Annotated in this window: 18 protein-coding genes; 2 read left to right on the top strand and 16 right to left on the bottom strand. The window is 72.0% G+C overall.

Features of this window, described 5'->3' with window-relative positions; genetic code table 11:
- The first annotated feature begins 99 nt into the window (after nucleotides 1-99).
- Nucleotides 100-744, top strand: coding sequence for a nitroreductase family protein (locus G9H71_RS03700; RefSeq protein WP_166277963.1), 645 nt, complete (start codon nucleotides 100-102; stop codon nucleotides 742-744).
- Between the two features lie 33 nt (nucleotides 745-777).
- On the opposite strand, the gene G9H71_RS03705 is transcribed toward G9H71_RS03700, so the two are convergent.
- Genes G9H71_RS03705 through G9H71_RS03715 form a run of 3 tightly spaced genes read right to left on the bottom strand, consistent with a single transcriptional unit; the run spans nucleotide 778 to nucleotide 3,770 of the window.
- Complete coding sequence (locus G9H71_RS03705; protein ID WP_166277966.1) at nucleotides 778-1,713, bottom strand: aldo/keto reductase; 936 nt, start codon at nucleotides 1,711-1,713, stop codon at nucleotides 778-780.
- Nucleotides 1,714-1,762: 49 nt separating this feature from the next.
- Nucleotides 1,763-2,107, bottom strand: a complete 345-nt coding sequence (locus G9H71_RS03710; protein WP_166277969.1) for a hypothetical protein — start codon at nucleotides 2,105-2,107, stop codon at nucleotides 1,763-1,765.
- A gap of 10 nt (nucleotides 2,108-2,117) precedes the next feature.
- Nucleotides 2,118-3,770 carry a sodium:solute symporter family protein gene (locus G9H71_RS03715; protein ID WP_231134200.1) on the bottom strand — a complete coding sequence of 551 codons (1,653 nt, stop codon included), beginning with the start codon at nucleotides 3,768-3,770 and terminating at the stop codon, nucleotides 2,118-2,120.
- Between the two features lie 156 nt (nucleotides 3,771-3,926).
- On the opposite strand from G9H71_RS03715, the gene G9H71_RS03720 reads away from it, so the two are divergent.
- Nucleotides 3,927-6,149, top strand: a complete 2,223-nt coding sequence (locus G9H71_RS03720) for a SpoIIE family protein phosphatase (RefSeq protein WP_166277976.1) — start codon at nucleotides 3,927-3,929, stop codon at nucleotides 6,147-6,149.
- Nucleotides 6,150-6,330: 181 nt separating this feature from the next.
- On the opposite strand, the gene G9H71_RS03725 is transcribed toward G9H71_RS03720, so the two are convergent.
- The 13 genes from G9H71_RS03725 to G9H71_RS03785 form a co-directional block, all read right to left on the bottom strand.
- Complete coding sequence (locus tag G9H71_RS03725; protein ID WP_166279047.1) at nucleotides 6,331-6,975, bottom strand: response regulator; 645 nt, start codon at nucleotides 6,973-6,975, stop codon at nucleotides 6,331-6,333.
- A complete protein-coding gene (locus G9H71_RS03730) occupies nucleotides 6,972-8,147 on the bottom strand; it encodes a sensor histidine kinase (protein WP_166277981.1) in 1,176 nt (391 codons plus the stop codon). The genes G9H71_RS03725 and G9H71_RS03730 overlap by 4 nt, the downstream gene beginning before the upstream one ends.
- A gap of 3 nt (nucleotides 8,148-8,150) precedes the next feature.
- Nucleotides 8,151-10,253 carry an MMPL family transporter gene (locus tag G9H71_RS03735; RefSeq protein ID WP_166279050.1) on the bottom strand — a complete coding sequence of 701 codons (2,103 nt, stop codon included), beginning with the start codon at nucleotides 10,251-10,253 and terminating at the stop codon, nucleotides 8,151-8,153.
- 104 nt (nucleotides 10,254-10,357) lie between these two features.
- Nucleotides 10,358-11,125 (bottom strand): succinate dehydrogenase/fumarate reductase iron-sulfur subunit, encoded by a 768-nt coding sequence (locus tag G9H71_RS03740; RefSeq protein WP_166277984.1) that lies wholly within the window; start codon nucleotides 11,123-11,125, stop codon nucleotides 10,358-10,360.
- On the bottom strand, nucleotides 11,122-13,035 hold the full coding sequence (locus tag G9H71_RS03745) for a fumarate reductase/succinate dehydrogenase flavoprotein subunit (RefSeq protein ID WP_166277987.1): 1,914 nt from the start codon (nucleotides 13,033-13,035) through the stop codon (nucleotides 11,122-11,124). The genes G9H71_RS03740 and G9H71_RS03745 overlap by 4 nt, the downstream gene beginning before the upstream one ends.
- A 30-nt stretch (nucleotides 13,036-13,065) precedes the next feature.
- Nucleotides 13,066-13,857, bottom strand: a complete 792-nt coding sequence (locus tag G9H71_RS03750) for a hypothetical protein (RefSeq protein ID WP_166277990.1) — start codon at nucleotides 13,855-13,857, stop codon at nucleotides 13,066-13,068.
- 9 nt (nucleotides 13,858-13,866) lie between these two features.
- The gene (locus G9H71_RS03755; RefSeq protein ID WP_166277993.1) at nucleotides 13,867-14,157 is read right to left on the bottom strand and encodes a hypothetical protein; all 291 of its coding nucleotides are present in this window, start codon (nucleotides 14,155-14,157) and stop codon (nucleotides 13,867-13,869) included.
- A gap of 159 nt (nucleotides 14,158-14,316) precedes the next feature.
- Nucleotides 14,317-15,978 (bottom strand): solute symporter family protein, encoded by a 1,662-nt coding sequence (locus tag G9H71_RS03760; RefSeq protein WP_331272728.1) that lies wholly within the window; start codon nucleotides 15,976-15,978, stop codon nucleotides 14,317-14,319.
- Nucleotides 15,975-16,361: a DUF485 domain-containing protein gene (locus tag G9H71_RS03765; protein ID WP_166277996.1), complete on the bottom strand. Its 387-nt coding sequence runs from the start codon at nucleotides 16,359-16,361 to the stop codon at nucleotides 15,975-15,977. The genes G9H71_RS03760 and G9H71_RS03765 overlap by 4 nt, the downstream gene beginning before the upstream one ends.
- A 141-nt stretch (nucleotides 16,362-16,502) precedes the next feature.
- Entirely contained in the window at nucleotides 16,503-16,670 is a 168-nt protein-coding gene (locus tag G9H71_RS03770) for a hypothetical protein (RefSeq protein WP_166277999.1), read from the bottom strand.
- Between the two features lie 112 nt (nucleotides 16,671-16,782).
- Nucleotides 16,783-17,712, bottom strand: a complete 930-nt coding sequence (locus tag G9H71_RS03775; RefSeq protein ID WP_407939661.1) for a 5-oxoprolinase subunit C family protein — start codon at nucleotides 17,710-17,712, stop codon at nucleotides 16,783-16,785.
- A complete protein-coding gene (gene pxpB, locus G9H71_RS03780) occupies nucleotides 17,640-18,254 on the bottom strand; it encodes a 5-oxoprolinase subunit PxpB (RefSeq protein WP_331272729.1) in 615 nt (204 codons plus the stop codon). The genes G9H71_RS03775 and pxpB overlap by 73 nt, the downstream gene beginning before the upstream one ends.
- 1 nt (nucleotide 18,255) lies before the next feature.
- Nucleotides 18,256-19,008: a LamB/YcsF family protein gene (locus G9H71_RS03785; protein WP_166278009.1), complete on the bottom strand. Its 753-nt coding sequence runs from the start codon at nucleotides 19,006-19,008 to the stop codon at nucleotides 18,256-18,258.
- Nucleotides 19,009-19,034 lie beyond the last annotated feature (26 nt).

Genomic DNA, 19,034 nt, shown 5'->3' on the forward strand with positions numbered 1-19,034 from the left:
ACCGGCCGAACCCGCGCTTTCCACTACCGCCGGAACACGTTGTCCTAGCCTACTGTTGAATGCTCAACAATACCGGCACAACCCTTCCGGAGCACCCAGATGACCGACACGACCGTCTCCGCCCCGTCGACCGCGACGACCGTCTCCGTGCGGTCGGACGGGACGCCCGCTGCCGGCGCGCTGCACCCGCTGCTCGCCGACCGGTGGAGCCCGCGGGCGTACGACCCGGCCCACGAGCTGGACGAGGCCGCGCTGACCACCGTCCTCGAGGCGGCCCGCTGGGCGCCGAGCGCCGTGAACCGCCAGCCCTGGCGCTTCCTCGTCGGCCGCCGCGGCGACGCGACCTTCAAGGGCGTCTTCGACGCGCTCATGCCCGGCAACCAGCTCTGGGCGGGCTCGGCCTCCGCGCTGGTCGTGGGCCTCGCCGCCACCGTCGACGCCGAGGGCGCCCCGATGCGCCACGCGCCGTACGAGCTCGGCCTCGCGATCGCCCAGCTGACCGTGCAGGCGCACGCCCTCGGGCTGCACGTGCACCAGATGGCCGGGTTCTCCGACGAGGCGCTGCACGCCGAATTCGACGTGCCGGCCGGCTACGAGGCGTTCATCGTCCTCGCCATCGGCCGCATGGGCGACCCCGAGGAGCTGCCCGAGACGCTGCGCGCGCGTGAGCTGGCGCCCCGCGAGCGCAAGCCGCTGCCCGAGATCGCGTTCGCCGGCAGCTGGGGCCGGCCCGCCATCGGCTGACCGGCCCCAGCAGTCGCCCGGATCTGAGCCGGCTCAGGCCCAGGCCGTCGTCAGGCGCTCGAGCTCGTCCGCGGACAGCTCGAGCGCCGCGGCCGGCAGGACGTCGGCCAGCTGCTCGGGCGTGCGCGCGCTCGCGATCGGCGCGACGACGCCCGGCTGGGCCCGCAGCCAGGCCAGCGCGACTGCCGCGACGCTCGTCCCGTGCGCCGCGGCCAGCTCGTCCAGGGCCGCGAGCAGCGCGGGGCTGCGCGGGTCGTCGAGGTACGCCGCGGCCCCGCCGCTGCGGACGCTGTCCACTCGCGCGCCCGGTCGGTACTTGCCGGTCAGGAAGCCCGAGGCGAGGCCGTAGTACGGCAGGAAGCCGAGCTGCTCGCGCTGCACCAGCTCCTGCAGGGCCGTGGGGTACTCGTCGCGGTTGACCAGGTTGTAGGCGTTCTGCAGGGCGACGAAGCGCGGCAGCCCCTCGCGGTCGGCAGCGGCGAGGAACTCGGCGAGCCGCGGCGCGGTGAAGTTCGAGGCGGCGATGTGCCGGACCTTGCCCGCGCGCACGAGCTCGGCGAAGGCGCCGAGGATGTCCTCGACGGGGACGCTCGGGTCGTCCTCGTGGGCGTAGTACAGGTCGATGTGCTCGGTGCCGAGCCGGGCGAGCGACTCGTCCGCCGCCTTCGCGATGGTCTCCGGGGCGAGCCCGCGCAGCCCCGACAGCTTGGCGACCTTGGTGGCGACGACGACCTGCTCGCGGTTCCCCCGCGTACGCATCCAGTCGCCGAGGATCTGCTCGGACTCGCCGCCGGAGTTGCCCGGGGCCCATTCGGAGTAGACGTCGGCGGTGTCGACGAAGTTGCCGCCCGCCGCGGCGTACGCGTCGAGGACCGCGAAGGACGCCTGCTCGTCCGCGGTCCAGCCGAAGACGTTGCCACCGAGGCAGAGGCCGAAGACGTCCAGGTCAGTGGTGGGGATGCGAGCCATGACCCCTGGGATACCCGGCCCAGGGGCGAGGCCCGACGTGACGTTGCCCTCAGTGCTTGGCCCGACGCTCGGCCTCCTCCATCACCTCCTGGTCGTCGGTGCTGGGCGGCTCGGCCGGGCTGAGCCACATCCAGGCGAGGAAGACGAGGCCGAGGGCGAGCATCGCGAGCCCGGCCCAGAGGTTGATGTCGATCCCCTGCGCCTTCTCGCGCGCGCCGTCGCCGTCGACCAGCCCGGCGATGGTGACGATGACGCCGTAGACGACGAACAGGCCGCCGATCATGCGCCGGACGTCGAACAGCCGGGCCGCGCTCGCCGACGCCTGCTTCGGGTCCCCCTGCCGGTCACCCTCGTGCCGGGAGGCCCCGCCCTGCTGTCCGGGTCGTCGTGCCATGGAAGCCTCCTCAGAAGAACGGGATGTAGAGCACGACGGACAGGACGAGCGCTCCGGCGCCGAGCAGGACGGGCGAGCGGTACCACGCTTCGTCACCCTTGAGCAGGTCCGTCGGCTTGCTCGTCGCGGACCCCTTGCCGCCGTAGGTGAGGGCCGCGATCTCCTCGACCGGCTTCGGCGCGGTGCGCAGGCTGACCAGGACGGAGACCACGATGTCGACGACGAAGGCGAGCCCGGCGCCCCACATGCTCTCCTCCAGGTCCGAGCGGAAGTCGACGACCCCGGTCTTGTAGAGGATGTAGAGCGTCAGCGACGCGAGCGTCCCGCTGAGCAGCCCCCAGAAGCCGGCCTTCGGCGTCATCCGCTTCCAGAACATCCCGAGGATGAAGGTCGCGAAGAGCGGGGCGTTGAACAGCGAGAAGAGCGTCTGCAGGTAGTTCATGATGTTGCTGAAGCCGGCGGCGATGAACGCGGTCCCGATGCCGATGGCAACGCCGGCGACGGTCACCCAGCGGCTGACCTTGAGGTAGTACTCGTCCGGGCGGTCCTTGCGGACGTACTGCTGCCAGATGTCGTAGGTGAAGACGGTGTTGAAGCTCGAGACGTTCGCAGCCATGCCGGCCATGAACGCAGCGAGCAGGCCGGTGACGGCGACACCGAGCACGCCGGAGGGGAGGTACCTCTCCATCAGCAGCGGGATCGCGTTGTTGTACTCGAAGTCGGCCCCCGCCTCTTCCTTGCCGAGCTGCGGGATCAGCACGAGCGCGATGAGGCCCGGGATCACGGTCACCAGCGGGATGAAGATCTTCGGGTACGCGGCGATGAGCGGGGTGCGCCGTGCCGCGCTCATGTTGCGGGCCGAGAGGGCGCGCTGCACCTCGGCGAAGTTGGTCGTCCAGTAGCCGAAGCCGAGCACGAAGCCCAGCCCGAAGATGATGCCCAGCCAGTTGGCGCCGATCGGGTTGGAGCCGGTGCCGAACCCGGTGCCCTCCCACGCGTGCAGGTACGCCTCGCCGCCGCCCTGCGCGCCGCGTACGCGCTCCTCCAGCCCGCTCCAGCCCCCGACCTCCTTGAGCCCGATGACGACGACCGGGACGAGGCCGGCGAGGATCACGAAGAACTGCAGGACCTCGTTGTAGATCGCGGAGGACAGCCCGCCGAGGCCGATGTAGACGAGCACGAACGCCGCGGCCACGCAGATCGAGACCCAGAGCGGCCAGCCCAGCATCGCCCGCATGACGATCGCGAGGGCGTAGAGGTTGACCCCGGCGATCAGCACGGCCGAGAGGGCGAAGGTGATCGCGTTGAGCAGGTGCGTGGAGTCGTTGAAGCGCAGGCGGAGGAACTCGGGGACCGAGCGGACCTTCGAGCCGTAGTAGAACGGCATCATCACGATGCCGAGGAAGACCATGGCCGGGATCGCTCCGACCCAGTAGTAGTGCACGGTCGCGACGCCGTACTGCGCGCCGTTCGCCGCCATGCCGAGGATCTCGATGGCGCCGAGGTTCGCCGCGACGAACGCCAGGCCGGTGACCCACGCCGGCAGGGCGCGGCCGGAGAGCAGGAAGTCCAGGCTGGTCCTGATCGCCCGTCTGGCCGCGAAGCCGATGCCCAGGACCGTCGCGAAGTAGAGCGCGAGGATCAGGTAGTCCAGGGGCGACATGTCCAGCCGGAGCGCACTCACGGGCTCGACTGTGTCCGCTCCCCCAAGATCCAAACGTGTTTGGCTCAGCCTGCTCGTTGCTCCACCTAACATCTCGGCGGAGCGATCTTGGCGTCGCCGCACACTCCGGTCCGGCTTCGGCCCTACCATCGTCCGGTGACGAACGCGGAGGCCGAGCGCGCGGGCGGCTGCTGCGCCGGTGAGGCCGGCGCCCAGCGGCAGTGCCTGGAGGTGGACGCCGAGGGCCGTCCCGTCGTCGTCCGCGCCGGCCGTCACTTCGTCGAGCGCGAGGTCGTCTCGCGCGGCGCCACCGCTTTCGCCGACGACGCCGCCCTGGTCGCGGCCGAGCTGCTCGCCAACGCCGTGCAGCACGGCGGCCCGCCGATCTCGGTGTGCGTGGCCGGCGACGTCGACCGCATCCGCATCGAGGTGCACGACGGGAGCGCCCGCCCGCCGGTCCGCCCGGCGCCCAGCACCAGCAACATGACCGGCCGCGGGCTCGCCCTCGTCGACGCGGTGTCCGCCGCCTGGGGCGTGGAGCGCGACCCGGACGGAGGCAAGCTCGTCTGGGCCGAGCTGGAGGCCGGCACGACGCACTCGCCCGAGGAGGCCGTCGACATCGACGAGCTGCTCGCCGCGTGGCACGACGACGAGCCCTCGGCCGAGCAGCGCTACACCGTGGTGCTCGGGGACGTGCCGACCGACCTGCTCATCGCGGCGAAGGCGCACATCGACAACGTGGTCCGCGAGCTGAGCCTCGCGCGCGACGCGTCGGGAGCGGAGGCGGTGCCGGAGCACCTGGCCCTGCTCATCGAGACCGTCGTCGAGGGCTTCGCCGACGCACGGGACGCGATCAAGCGGCAGGCCCTCGCCGCTGCCCAGCGCGCGGAGCCGCGGACCCTGCTGACGCTGCACCTTCCGCCGTCGGCGGCCGACGCCGGCGAGGCCTACCTCGCCGCGCTCGACGAGGCCGACACCTACTCCCGCGCCGCCCGGCTGCTGACGCTGGAGACGCCGCCGGCCCACCGGCTGTTCCGCCGCTGGTACGTCGAGGCGGTCGTCCGGCAGGTGCGCGAGCTCGCGGCCGGCAACCGCCCCGAACCCGTCACGCCCTTCGAGACCAGACTGCTCGACGAGGTGCAGCGGCTGGCCGCCCTGCAGCGGGCGAGCGACCGGGCGGCCCGCCTGCAGCGGGTGACCGCCGCGCTCGCCGTGACGCGTACGCCCGAGGACGTCGCCGACGTCGTCGTGTCCGAGGGCGTCGCGGCCCTCGGCGCCTCCGGCGGCGGCCTGCTCCTGCCGTCCGCGGACGGCGATCACCTCACCGTCCCCGGCGTCGTGGGCTACGCGGAGGACCTGGTGGACGCGCTGCGCGAGGAGCGGCTCGACGCCCCGCTGCCGGCGGCGACCGCGCTGCGCACCGGGCAGGCGGTGTGGCTCGAGTCCCAGGACGAACGGGACAGCACGTTCCCCGCCCTGCGCGGGTTCGAGGGCGCGACGGTGTCGATGTGCGCCGTCCCGCTCATCGTGGGCGACCGCACGCTGGGCGCCTTGCGGTTCAGCTTCACCACCCGGCGTCTGTTCGACAAGGACGAGCGCAGCTTCGTGCTGGCCCTGGCGGCGCAGACCGCCCAGACGCTGCTGCGGACCGAGGTCTACGCGGCGGAGCGCGAGGCGGCCCTCGAGCTGCAGCGTGCGCTCCTCCCGGCCGGGCTCGCGGCCATCCGGGACTGGGACATCGCGGCCTACTACAGCCCCGCCGGGGGCCAGGAGGCCGGTGGCGACTTCTACGACGTGCTCCCCCTGCCCGACGGGCGCGTCGTCGCGGTCGTGGGCGACGTCATGGGCCGCGGCGTGCAGGCGGCCGCGGCGATGGCGCAGACGCGCACCGTGATCCGGGCGTACGCGATCGACGACCCGGAGCCGGCCGCCGTGCTGAGCCGAGTGGACGCCTTCTTCGAGACGCTCGACGGCGGGCAGCTCGTCACCGTGCTCTACCTGCTGCTCGACCCGCAGGAGGGCACGGCGCAGATCGCCAGCGCCGGCCACCTCGCCCCGCTGCACGTCCGCGACGGGCACGGCTCGGCCGTCGACGTCCGGGGCGGCACGCCCTTCGGCGTCACCGATGGCGCGCGCCGTTCGGTTCCCGTGACGCTCGCTCCCGGGGACGCGCTGGTCCTGGTGACCGACGGCCTCGTCGAGCGCCGCGGCGAGGACATCGACGTGGGCTTCGCCCGCGTCACGGCGGCCGTCACCGGCAACCTCAGCGGCGGGGCTGACGCACTGCTGCGCCAGGCCCTGCGCGCCGGCACCGCGGAGGCGTCGGCGGACGACGACGTCACCATCCTCGTGCTGCGGCGCGAGAGCTACGCGGACTGACAGAAGCGTGCTTCCCACTCGGAAGTAGAAGCGGGCTCAGGAATCAACCTGCAGCAGTCCCGTCTGCCCCGGCCGGGATCGTGGCGCGGCACCATCACGCGAGCTGTCGTCCCGCGCGCCTCTTCCTGCGGGAAGTGCTGGCGCTGCGGAAGTCCTCGAGGCGGATCGATGCCTGCAACGCTCAGAGGAGCCCGGCTTCGTACGCGGCGATCACGAGATGGACCCGGTCGCGAGCGCCCAGCTTCGCGAGGATGCGGCTCACGTGGGTCTTCGCGGTGAGCGGGCTGACGACCAGCTCGTCCGCGATCTCCTGGTTGCTCCGGCCCGCGGCCACGAGCCGAAGCACCTCCCGTTCGCGCGCCGTCAGGCTGGACAACCGCTCCGGCGCAGGCGCGTCCGGGTAGCTCAGCGCACGGGTGATGACCGCCCTGGTCGCGCCGGGCGACAGCAGCGCCTCCCCTGCCGCCACGGTGCGGATGGCGCCCAGCAGCGCGTCCGGACGGGTGTCCTTCGGCAGGAATCCACAAGCCCCCGCACGAAGGCCGCGCAGCACGTTGGCGTCCGTCTCGAACGTGGTCAGGATCAGCACCTTGCTGCCGCTCGATCCATCGGCGGCGACGATCTGCCGCGTCGCGTCGATGCCGTCGATGCCCGGCATCCTGATGTCCATCAGGACGACGTCGGGGTGCAGGTCGCGGGTCAGCACCACCGCCTCGTCACCGGTGCCCGCCTCCCCGACGACCTTCATGTCGTCAGCGGACCCGACCAGCAACGCGAACGCGCCACGCACCAGGGTCTGGTCGTCGGCGAGCAGGACCCGGATCACGACGACACCCGCCACGCCTCCGGCAGTGGCAGGCTGGCCCATACCTCGAAGCCTCCGGACTCGCCGGGCCCGGCGGACAGCTCACCACCGATGGCCCGTGCCCGTCCTGTCATCCCGGCGATCCCGAAGCCGGCCGACGTCACGGCCGAGTCCGGTCGCGCGGGCCCGTGGTCGACGACCGCGATCCGCAGCCGCTGGCCGTCCTGGTCGAGCCGGACGGTCGCGTGCTTGGCCCTCGAGTGCCGCACGACGTTGGTCAGCGACTCCTGGATGATCCGATAGGCCACGACGGACACCGTCGACGGCAGCTCGTCGCGCAGCCCGTCGGCCTCCACGTCGACCCGGACATCAGCCGCCTCGGCCATCTCCACCAGCCGCTGCAGCTCGCCGAGGTGGGGCGCTGGCTCGGTCGGCTCGGCCTCGCCGCCGTGCAGCACGTCCAGGACCGCACGCAGCTCATGAAGTGTCGACCTGCTCGTGTCCGAGAGGTTGTGCAGCGTGCTGGACAGCTCCTCCAGCGACGCATCGCCCCGCCTCGGCAGCTGGTCGATCAGGTGCGCAGCGACGGACGCCTGGACGTTCACGACCGCGAGGCCGTGCGCCAGGACGTCGTGCAGCTCGGCAGCGATCAGGACCCGCTCCTCGGCCACCCGCCGCTCGACCTCGTCGGCACGCTCCTGCTCCAGCCGCGCGGTGACGGCCGCCTTCCAGTTCCCGTGGAAGCGCACGGCCAGCCCGGCGAAGAAGGCCATGAGAAGCCAGCCGACACCGAGGAAGGCATCGTCGGGTGCCCCTGACGCCTCGTCGGCGAGGACCGGCACGGTCACCGCGGCCACCGCCAGCAGGGCGGCGGCCGGCCGCCGTCGTGGCGTGTTGTAACGCGCCGCCGTGAACGCCGCCACGAGCGAGGCCGGCATCGTGGCCTCGTGGGGGTAGTCGAGGACGTGGTAGGGCGTCGACACGGCGAGGACCGCGAGGACGACGAGGATCGGTCGGCGCCGGCGGGCCAGCAACGGCGCCGACATCGCGCCCAGGAGCGCGATCGCCCACACGTCCACGCTTCGCTCGCCGTCGAAATCGACCGCCTGGAGCGCGAACGCGACGCCGACGCCGAGCACGAACGCCGCCGCCGCCAGCAGCCGATCGGCTGCTGGCGGACCGAGCGCCGTCATCGTTCACACCGGGTCATCGACACAGTCCTGTCCCGCGCGCCACAGCTTGCTGGGCCACCACATTCGCGAGCCCAACGACATCGTCAGTGCGGGGACCACGACGGACCGCACCAGCAACGTGTCGATGAGCACGCCGACGGCGACCAGTATCCCGATCTCGACGAGCATGACGAGCGGCAGCGTGGCGAGCACCGCGAAGGTCGCCGCCAGCACGACGCCGGCCGAGGTGATCACGCCACCGGTCACCGCGAGGCCACGCTTCGTCCCGTCGACAGTGCCGTGCCGAGCAGCTTCCTCGCGTACCCGGGTCATCAAGAAGATGTTGTAGTCGACGCCGAGGGCGACCAGGAAGAGGAACCCGATCAGGGGCACCGACGGCTCCAACCCGGCGAAGCCGAGCACCTGCTCGAACAACAGGCTGCACAGTCCGAGGGCTCCGAAGAACGACACGACGACGGTGGCGACCAGTACCAGCGGGGCCACGATCGCCCGCAGCAGCAGCCCGAGGATGACGAGCACCACCAGCAGGATCAGCGGCATCACCAGGTTGCGGTCGCTCTTGTTGGTCTCGGCCTCGTCAAGCCTCTCGGCACTCGGCCCACCGACCAGCACGGCGTCGCCGGCGACCTCGTGCACGCGCTCGCGCAGCTGCTTGATCGTGACCGTCTCACCTGCGCTGTCCGGTGGGTCGACCGGGATCACGACGATCTCCACCCAGTCCTCACTGGTCCGGTCGATCTCGGCTTCGGCAACCCCCGGCGTACGTTCGACGGCGGTCAGGACCTCGCGGCTCTGGTCCGGCCGACTCATCACCGTGAGCGGCTGACCGCTCTGGTCGGGGTAGCGCGCCTCGATCAGCTTGGCCCCGGCCACCGACTCCGGTGTCGAACGGGCGAACTGGTCCAGCTGCGGGAGCGAGCCGCTGGCACCGAGTGTGCCCAGCGCGAGACCGCCCAGGATCGCCAGCGGCACGGACCAGCCGACGACGCGGCGGCGCGCGACCAACTCGCCGAGCCGAGCCCACCGAGAACCGGATGCGCGTGCCTCGATCCCTCGTCGCGGCACGAACGGCCAGAAGACCCGACGTCCGAGCACCACCAGCAGGGCCGGGAAGAGCGTCAGCATGACGAGCAGCGCGGCCCCGATGCCCGTCGCACCCACGGGCCCAAGACCGCTGATGCTGTTGAGATCCGCGGCCGCCAGGCACAGCAGGCCGGCTGCCACGGTCGCCGCCGAAGCCAGGATCGCCGGGCCGGCCGCGCGCAGCGCCGCCAGCATCGCGTCGATCGGCCGCTCCCAGTTGTGCAGCTCCTCGCGGTAGCGAGACACGAGAAGCAAGGCGTAGTCGGTGCCCGCGCCGAAGACGAGGACGATCAGCAGCGCGGAGCTCATGCTCGTCACGGTGACGTCGAGGATCTGGGTGAGTGCGTAGACCACACCCATCGCCATGATCGCAGCGACCCCGACCGACGCGAGCGGGACCAGCCACAGCAACGGACTGCGGTAGGTCAGGACCAGCAGGACCGCCACCACCACGGCGGTAGCGAGCATCAACGTGGCGTCGACGGCGTCGAAGACCTCGTCCATGTCGGCCCCCAGCGCGGTCGGACCGGTGACATAGGCGTTCAGACCGTTCGGCCGGTCCGCCAGAAGGCCACGCGCCTCCGCAGTGGCGCCGCCCTCCTCGCGGCCGAGCGGCAGGGCGTACATCAGGGCTGTGCCGTCGCTCGAGGCGATGATCCGGGGCGGTGCACCGGTGTCGTTGCCGAACCGCTGCAACAGCGCGGCGCGGCCACGGATGAGCGCGTCCCGATCGCCCGGTTGCAGGCCGTCGGGTCGTTCGTACAAGACCACGAGCAGGCCGCTCTCACCTCCGGGCAGCTCGGCCTCGGCCTGGAGCACCTTGGTCGACTCGGCGCTGGCCGGCAGATAGTCCGCCTGGCCGTCGCGGGTCACCGAGTCCAGTTTGCCGGCAAGCGAGTAGCCGCCCACGAGCAGCCCGACCCACACGGCCACCATGAGCCAGGGCAGCAGGGTCTTGGCCGGTGATCTCTTCGGTCTGGTACGAGGTGCGGTCGAGGCTGGCGCCCGCTGTTCAGTGGTCATGGCGATCAGGCTGGCAAGCCACCGGCGCTGACGCGTCCGGCCACGGCAGACACTTCGCCGTACTCCGCGCGGAGTACGGCGCGCGGCTGGGGCGGGCGGGTGGGCTACACCTCCGCTCCCCCATCCCCCCGCCGCCCGATCCGCGCCCCCAGCCACCGCACCGGGTCGTACTTCCGGTCCGCGACCCGCTCCTTCATCGGGATGATCGCGTTGTCGGTGATCTTGATCCCCTCCGGGCACACCTCGCTGCAGCACTTGGTGATGTTGCACATGCCGATACCGTGCTGCTCCTGCGAGCGCTTGCGCCGGTCGACCGTGTCGAGCGGGTGCATCTCGAGCTCGGCGAGCCGGGCGAAGAACCGCGGCCCGGCGAACGCCGGCTTGTTGTCCTCGTGGTCACGGATGACGTGGCAGACGTTCTGGCACAGGAAGCACTCGATGCACTTGCGGAACTCCTGGCTCCGGTCCACGTCGACCTGCTGCATCCGGAACTCGCCCGGGGCCAGCCCCTCGGGCGGCGCGAACGACGGCACCTCGCGCGCCTTCGTGTAGTTGAACGACACGTCGGTCACGAGGTCGCGCAGGACGGGGAAGGCCCGCAGCGGCGTGACCGTCACCGCCTCGTCCTCGGTGAAGACGCTCATCCGGGTCATGCACATGAGCCGCGGCCGGCCGTTCACCTCGGCGCTGCACGAGCCGCACTTGCCGGCCTTGCAGTTCCACCGGACCGCGAGATCGGGGGCCTGCGTCGCCTGGATGCGGTGCACGATGTCGAGCACGACCTCGCCCTCGGAGACGTCGACATCGAAGTCCTGCAAGCTCCCGCCGGCGGCGCTCCCCCGCCAGATGCGAAAGTGCGCGGAGTACGTCATCGAGGCCCTCCCCCGGTCGGCTGTTCGGGCAGGCCGGCCAGCTCGTCCTCGGCGAGATAGCTCGCCAGCTCCTTGCGCTCGAAGAGGCCGAGCAGCTCCGGCGGCATCGACGCGAGCGGCTTGCGGTCCACCGACACCTGCCCGGTGGCATCGAGGCGGCACACGAGGTTCCACCGCCGCCATTGTGCCGACGCCTTCGGGAAGTCCTCACGGGTGTGCCCGCCGCGGGACTCCTCCCGCTGCAGCGCGGCACGGGCGACGCATTCGCTGACCAGAAGCATGTTTCGCAGGTCGAGTGCGAGGTGCCAACCGGGGTTGAACTGCCGGTGCCCTTCGACCGCGACCTCGGCCGCCCGCTTGCGCAGCCGCTCCAGCCGGTCGAGCGCTTCTTCCATCTCGCCGGCCCGTCGGATGATGCCGACGAGGTCGTTCATCGTCTGCTGCAGCTCCTGGTGCACGGCGTAGGGGTTGTCGGCGGTGCCGTCCCGGAAGGGCGCAAGGGCCGTACGCTCCGCCGCCGTGACGTCGTCAGCCGCGACGGCCGGCGAGTCCCCGGCGAGCGACTCGACCCACGCCGCGGCGGCCAGCCCGGCGCGCCGGCCGAACACGAGCAGGTCCGACAGCGAGTTGCCGCCGAGCCGGTTGGACCCGTGCATGCCGCCGGCGACCTCCCCGGCCGCGAACAGCCCTGGCACGCCGACGGCCCCCTCGGTGTCCGGGTCCACCTCGACGCCGCCCATGACGTAGTGGCAGGTCGGGCCGACCTCCATCGGCTCGGCCGTGATGTCCACGTCGGCCAGCTCCTTGAACTGGTGGTACATCGACGGCAGCTTGCGCCGGATGACGTCGGCGGGCAGCCGGCTGGACACGTCGAGCAGGACGCCGCCGTGCGGCGACCCGCGGCCCTCCTTGACCTCGCTGTTGATGGCTCGGGCCACCTCGTCGCGCGGGAGCAGCTCGGGCGGCCGGCGGTTGGAGTCGGGGTCGGCGTACCAGCGGTCCGCCTCCTCCTCCGTCTCCGCGTACTTCGCGCGGAAGACGTCGGGGACGTAGTCGAACATGAAGCGCTTGCCCTCGGAGTTGCGCAGCACACCGCCGTCACCGCGGACCGACTCGGTGACGAGGATCCCTTTCACGCTCGGCGGCCACACCATCCCGGTCGGGTGGAACTGCACGAACTCCATGTTGACCAGCGACCCGCCGGCGAGGAGGGCGAGCGCGTGGCCGTCGCCGGTGTACTCCCACGAGTTGCTGGTGACCTTGTACGACTTGCCGATGCCGCCGGTCGCGAGGATCACGGCGGGGGCCTCGAAGACGACGAAGCGCCCGGACTCGCGCCAGTAGCCGAAGGCCCCGGCGACGCGCGGGCCGTCCTTGAGCAGCTCGGTGATGGTGCACTCGGCGAAGACCCGCAGCCGCGCCTCGTAGTCGCCGTGCTGCCGGAAGTCCTCCTGCTGGAGGGCGACGATGCGCTGCTGCAGGGTGCGGATGAGCTCGAGCCCGGTGCGGTCGCCGACGTGCGCCAGCCGGGGGTACTCGTGTCCGCCGAAGTTGCGTTGGCTGATCCGTCCGTCCGGTGTCCGGTCGAACAGTGCGCCCCAGGCCTCGAGCTCCCAGACGCGCTGCGGCGCCTCCTGGGCGTGCAGCTGCGCCATGCGCCAGGAGTTCAGGAACTTGCCGCCGCGCATCGTGTCCCTGAAGTGCACCTGCCAGTCGTCGTGGCTGTTCACGTTGGCCATGGCGGCGGCGATGCCTCCCTCGGCCATGACCGTGTGGGCCTTCCCGAACAGCGACTTGCAGATGACGGCCGTACGCATCCCCCGCTGCCGTGCCTCGATCGCCGCCCGGAGGCCGGCTCCGCCCGCCCCGATCACCACGACGTCGTACACGTGGCGCTCGTGCTCGCCCATGCAGGCCCTTCCCGTCGTGTGCGGTCGCGGTCAGAAGAACCGTGGATCGCTGAACATGTCGGTCGCGAGGAGGCGGACGTAGAGGTCGGCGATGGCGACGCTGAAGAGCGAGAGCCACGCGAAGAGCATGTGGCGTGCGTTGAGCCGCGACACGTACGTCCAGAGCCGGTAGCGCACGGGGTGCCGGGAGAAGTGCTTGAGGCGGCCGCCGACGACGTGCCGGCACGAGTGACAGGAGAGCGTGTAGACCGTCAGCAGTGCGGCGTTCGCCAGCAGCACCACGGTCCCGAGTCCCATGTGGCCCCATTCGCCGTCCTCGTTGCGGAACCCGAGGATCGCGTCCCACGTGAGGATCACGTTGAAGACCAGCGCCGCGTAGAAGAAGTAGCGGTGCGCGTTCTGCAGCACGAGCGGGAACCGCGTCTCGCCCGAGTAGCGCCGGTGCGGCTCCGCGACCGCGCACGCCGGGGGCGAGAGCCAGAACGCGCGGTAGTAGGCCTTCCGGTAGTAGTAGCAGGTGAGCCGGAAGCCCAGCGGGAAGACCAGGATGAGCAGGGCCGGTGAGAGCCGCCACCAGTCGCCTGCGGCGGCGCCGAAGTCGGACGACCCCGGCGCGCAGCTGGTCGCGAGGCACGGGGAGTAGAACGGCGAGAGGTAGGGCTCGGCGAAGTAGTGCCGGTCCTCGAACGCGCGCCACGTCGCGTAGACGACGAAGAGGAACAGGACGCCGAAGGTCACCGCCGGGGAGACCCACCAGCGGTCCGACCGCAGCGTGCGCGCCTCGACCTCCGCGCGCCCCGGCGCGCTCGTCACACTGCTCACGCCGGCGGCCTAGCGGTGGCGTCCGACGCCTTCGTCCTCTGCGTCGGCGAAGAAGCCGGGTGGGTAGTCGCCGTCGGGGATCACGTCCGGCGTCACGCTCAGGGCGGTCACGGGAGACTCCGGCCCGAAGAGCAGGTCGAGGTCCTCGGCGATCCGCTGGGTGTCCTGGACGAGACGGCGCAGGTCCGGGCTGTCGTCGCCGTCCCGCCGCAGCGCCTCGACCGCGCGAGCCAGGTCGCGGGCGGCGTGGCGTACGTCCGACTCGGACTGCTGCCGGGCCGACTGGGTGTTGATCGACACTGGACGCACCTCCGTTGGTGCCTGCGCCGGATGTTCCCCTCGGCTGCAGTGTCCTCGCCCGGCGCTCTTCGCGCTAGGCCCAAGTCCCGATCGGATCACCGGCCGCACCCCGCCGGGCCGCGGTCGCGACGCTCGCGGACGCGAAGGCCGGCCCGCCGCTCAGTGCGACGCGGCCCCCTCCGCGCCGTGGCCGGTGAGCGAGCGGACCTCGAGCTCGGCGTACCTGTCGTCGTCCCGCTCCTTCGACAGCACGGTGCCGAGCCAGCCGCACACGAAGCCCACCGGGATCGAGACGATGCCGGGGTTGTCGAGCGGGAACCAGGAGAAGTCGGAGCCGGTGAAGAGCGACGTCTCCTTGCCGGACACGACCGGGCTGAAGATCACCAGCGTCACGGCGGAGACGAGGCCGCCGTAGATCGCCCACACGGCGCCGGAGGTGTTGAAGCGGCTCCAGAAGAGGCTGTAGAGGATGGCCGGCAGGTTGCCCGACGCGGCGACGGCGAACGCGAGCGCCACCAGGAACGCGACGTTGAGGTTCTGCGCGAAGATGCTCAACACGATCGCGACCGCGCCGATGACGAAGGCCGAGACGCGCGCGACGCGGACCTCCTGGCCCTCCGCCGCCTCACCACGCTTGAGCACGCTGGCGTAGACGTCGTGCGCGAACGACGACGACGACGCCAGTGTGAGCCCCGCGACCACGGCGAGGATCGTCGCGAACGCGACCGCCGCGATGACCGCGAGCAGCACCGTCCCACCCGTGTCGCCGAAGAAGTGGTCGCCGACCGATCTCGCGAGCTGGGGCGCGGCGGTGTTGCCGCCCGGGTTCTGCTCCGCGATGGCGCCGCTGCCGACGAACGCGGCCGCTCCGAAGCCGAGCGCGATGGTCATCAGGTAGAAGACGCCGATGATGCCGATCGCCCAGATGACCGAACGGCGAGCGTCGCGTGCCGTCGGGACGGTGTAGAAGCGGATGAGGATGTGCGGCAGGCCAGCGGTGCCGAGCACGAGCGCGAGGCCCAGGCTCAGCAGGTCGAGCTTGCCGGTGAGGCCGCTCGCCTCGGTCGCGTAGCGCAGGCCGGGCTCGAGGAAGGCCTCGCCTTTGCCGCTGCGGTCCGCGGCGCGGTCGAGCAGCTCGTTGACGCTGAAGCCGACCCACGCCAGGACCAGCAGGGTGATCAGCGTGGTCCCGGTCATGAGCATGACGGCCTTCACGATCTGCACCCAGGTCGTGCCCTTCATGCCGCCGACCGTGACGTAGAAGATCATCAGGAGGCCGACGACGACGATCGTGAGCGCCTTCGCCGTGTCGTTGTCGGAGGAGATGCCGAGCAGCAGCGCGACGAGCGCGCCCGCCCCGACCATCTGCGCGAGCAGGTAGAAGATCGAGACCACGATCGTGGACACGCTCGCCGCGACCCGCACGGGCCGCTGCCGCATCCGGAACGCCACGACGTCGGCCATCGTGTATCTGCCGGAGTTGCGCAGCAGCTCCGCGACGAGCAGCAGCGCGACCAGCCAGGCGACGAGGAACCCGATCGAGTAGAGGAACCCGTCGTAGCCGTAGAGCGCGATGATGCCGGCGATGCCCAGGAAGGACGCCGCGGACATGTAGTCCCCGCCGATCGCGAGGCCGTTCTGCACCGGCGAGAACGACCGGCCCCCGGCATAGAAGTCAGCCGCCGTCTTCGTCTGCCGGCTGGCCCGCAGCGTGATGTAGAGCGTGATGGCGACGAAGACGAGGAAGAGCGCGACGGTCAGCCCGCGCTGGCCGCCGGTGACGTCGCTCGCCGCCGCCGCGAGCACCCCGTCGCCGCTCACAGAGCACCTCCGCGCCCGTCGCCCAGCGCGCCGGCCTCGTGCGCGATCCGGTCGGCGAGCGGGTCGAGCCGCGACCGGGCATGCCGGGCGTACAACCAGGCGATGAGGAACGTCGAGACGAACTGCAGGAGGCCGAAGACGAAGGCGACGTTGACCACCCCGAGCAGCTGGGTCCCCATGAAGTCGCGCGCCCACGCCGAGCAGACCACGTAGAGCAGATACCACGCCAGGAAGGCAGCGGTCATCGGGAAGACGAACCCGCGGAAGCTGGCGCGCAGCTGGCGGAAGTCCGCGCTGTCGCGCAGAGCGTTGTAGTGCGCGGCGGATCCCTGCTGCCCCCCCGACAGCCGGGTGGAGCCGCCACGAGCCTTCGACCGGGCCATGCGCGCCTTCTTCCTCGGAGGAGAACGCTGCCTGTTGCCGAGGGAACGAAGGATAGGACGATCAGCGCGAAGCGCGGAAGAGCTACGACGCGCCGCGCTGAAGACAACCCCCGACGTGGTCCGCGACGCCGGGAGGGCGCGTCAGCTCAGCGTGCTGTCCGCGACCTCCGGCGCTCCGGGCACGACCGGCTGCACCCCCGGCGAGCGCGCCTGGTCGTCGCCCGCGTCGGCGATGACCTCCTCGGGACGCGGCGGGACCGCCGAGTCCTCCTCCAGCTCTTCGAGCTCGTGGTCCGGCTGCTGGCTCATCGACCCTCCTGCTGGTCCTGCGCGTGGATGGGGAACGGGCGGCCGCCCGCGGATCCGGCGCACGAGCGACCGCGGTGGTGCCGAACTCGCTTCCCGGAATCCGGCTTCCTGCCTACCCGCCGGTCACGAGGCGGAACCGGACGACGTCGCCGGGCCGCCGCTGCGCGAGCCGGTCCACGTCCGACGGGGCGAGCACGCCGATGACCGGGTATCCGCCGGTGACGGGGTGGTCGGCGAGGAACACCAGCGGCTCCCCGCCGGCGGGCACCTGCACCGCGCCCCTGACGATGCCTTCCGGAGGCAGCTCACGGCTCACTCTGCGCACCAGCGCAGGGCCGTGCAGGCGGGCTCCGACCCGGTTGCTGTCGGGGGTCACCTCGTAGTCCGAGCCCGTCAGCACCCGCAGTGCCTGCGGCTCGAACCAGTCCGCGCGCGGGCCGGGGCGCACGGCGAGCGAGCCGGCGAGGCCCAGGTGCGGCTCGGCCGGCAGGTCGACGTCCCATACCGGTCTCCCGGTCGGGGCGCCGACCGCGAGCACGTCCCCCACCTGCGGGCGCGGCGGGCCGATGCCCGACAGCGTGTCGGTCGAGCGCGAGCCGAGAATCCGCGGCACGTCAACGCCGCCGGCCACCGAGACGTACGTCCGCAGCCCGTGGGTGGCCCGCCCGACCCGCAGCTCGTGGCCCGGCTGCAGGACGAGGGGGCGCAGGGACGGCATCGGGGCGCCGTCGAGCGTGATCGGCGCCGGGGCCCCCGTCACCGCGACGATGTGCCGCTCGTGGGCGACGAGCGTGACCTCCCCGAGCGTCAGCTCGAGCGTGGCGGCGCAGCCGTCGTTGCCGACGAGCCGGGCACCGAGCAGGTGGCTCGACCGGTCCGCGGCACCGGACGGCGACACCCCCCAACGCCCATAGCCGGGGCGGCCGGAGTCCTGCACGGTCACGAGGCCGGCGACGTGCACGACCTCGATCAACGCGCCACCACGAACCGCACGGAGTCCCCGGGCTGCACGAGCCCGGGCGGGTCGCGCGACAGGTCCCACATCGCTGCTGTCGAGGTGCCGAGCAGGTGCCAGCCTCCGGGCGAGGCGCCGGGGTAGACGGCGGAGTACTCCCCGGCGATCGCGACGGCGCCGGCGGGGACACGGGTACGCGGCGTCGGCCGCCGCGGCAGGTGCAGCTGCGAGGGGAGCCCGGTGAGGTACGCGAAGCCGGGGGCGAAGCCGCAGAAGGCGGCGCGGTAGCCCGCGGTGGAGTGCAGCCGGACGACCTCCTCGACGGTCGTGCCGGCAGCGGCGGCGACCTCGGCGAGGTCCTCCCCGTCGTACGTCACGGGGATCTCGACCACGGAGCCGTCGGGGGCGTCGCTCGCCGTCGGCGGCGTCGAGCGCAGCCAGGAGGCGACCGCGTCGGCGGTGGTCGTGTGCAGGTCGTAGGTCACCAGGATCGTGCACTGCGCGGGGACGAGGTCGGTGACGCCGGGCGGCACGCTGGCGGCGAGCGCCGAGTACGCGCCGAGCACGTCCCCTGCGTTCCCCATCTCCAGGAGCAGTCCGGAGTCGCCGCAGGGGCGGATGTCGGGCACGTCAGCCCGCCCGGACGAAAGGCCGAATCTCGACTCCTGCATCCGTCAGCGCTCGTCGGGCCTCGTGCGCGACGCTGGCCGCGCCCGGGGTGTCGCTGTGCACGCACAACGTCGCCAGCGAAGTACGCACCTCTCCGGCGATGTGCCCCTCCGTCGCCAGCCGCACCGCCTGCCGGCGCACCTCGTCGAGGTCGGTGAGGACCGCGTCCGGCTGCGACCTCGGGGCGAGGCCGCCGTCGACCGTGTATCTCCGGTCGACGAAGCCTTCGAGCGCGACCTCGAGCCCCGCCTGCGCGGCGGCGCGCCCGAGCAGCGAGCCGGGCGGAGCCACGACCGCGAGCGGTGCGGAGAAGCGGAGGATGCCATGCAGCACGCCGTCCGCGTAGTCCGGGCGCCGGGCGGCGGCGTGGTAGAGAGCGCCGTGCGGCTTGACGTAGGCCACCCGCGCCCCCGCGGCGCGCGCGAAGGCGTCGAGCGCCCCGATCTGGAACAGCACCGCGTCGGCCAGCTCGGCCTCGGTCATCTCCAGGTGCCGGCGCCCGAAGCCGGGCAGGTCCGGGAACCCCACCTGCGCCCCGATGACGACGCCGCGCTCGACCGCGAGCTCGCAGGTCCGGCGCATCCACGACGGGTCGCCCGCGTGGAAGCCGCAGGCGACGTTCGCGCTGGTGACCACGGCGAGGAGCTCGTCGTCGGCGCCGAGCTCCCAGACCCCGAAGCCCTCGCCCACGTCGCAGTTCAGGTCGACCTGCACTCCGCCTCCTCGCCGCTCGCTGCGGC

This window comes from Motilibacter deserti (assembly GCF_011250635.1).
GTDB lineage: Bacteria > Actinomycetota > Actinomycetes > Motilibacterales > Motilibacteraceae > Motilibacter_A > Motilibacter_A deserti.

Coding starts and splice junctions, on each gene's coding strand:
- G9H71_RS03730 (WP_166277981.1), bottom strand. CDS start 8,147: ATGACGGCGCTCGGTCCGCCAGCAGCCGATCGGCTGCTGGCGGCGGCG.
- G9H71_RS03770 (WP_166277999.1), bottom strand. CDS start 16,670: ATGAGCCAGCAGCCGGACCACGAGCTCGAAGAGCTGGAGGAGGACTCG.
- G9H71_RS03715 (WP_231134200.1), bottom strand. CDS start 3,770: ATGTCGCCCCTGGACTACCTGATCCTCGCGCTCTACTTCGCGACGGTC.
- G9H71_RS03745 (WP_166277987.1), bottom strand. CDS start 13,035: ATGGGCGAGCACGAGCGCCACGTGTACGACGTCGTGGTGATCGGGGCG.
- G9H71_RS03735 (WP_166279050.1), bottom strand. CDS start 10,253: ATGACCACTGAACAGCGGGCGCCAGCCTCGACCGCACCTCGTACCAGA.
- G9H71_RS03700 (WP_166277963.1), top strand. CDS start 100: ATGACCGACACGACCGTCTCCGCCCCGTCGACCGCGACGACCGTCTCC.
- G9H71_RS03765 (WP_166277996.1), bottom strand. CDS start 16,361: ATGGCCCGGTCGAAGGCTCGTGGCGGCTCCACCCGGCTGTCGGGGGGG.
- G9H71_RS03705 (WP_166277966.1), bottom strand. CDS start 1,713: ATGGCTCGCATCCCCACCACTGACCTGGACGTCTTCGGCCTCTGCCTC.
- G9H71_RS03710 (WP_166277969.1), bottom strand. CDS start 2,107: ATGGCACGACGACCCGGACAGCAGGGCGGGGCCTCCCGGCACGAGGGT.
- G9H71_RS03740 (WP_166277984.1), bottom strand. CDS start 11,125: ATGACGTACTCCGCGCACTTTCGCATCTGGCGGGGGAGCGCCGCCGGC.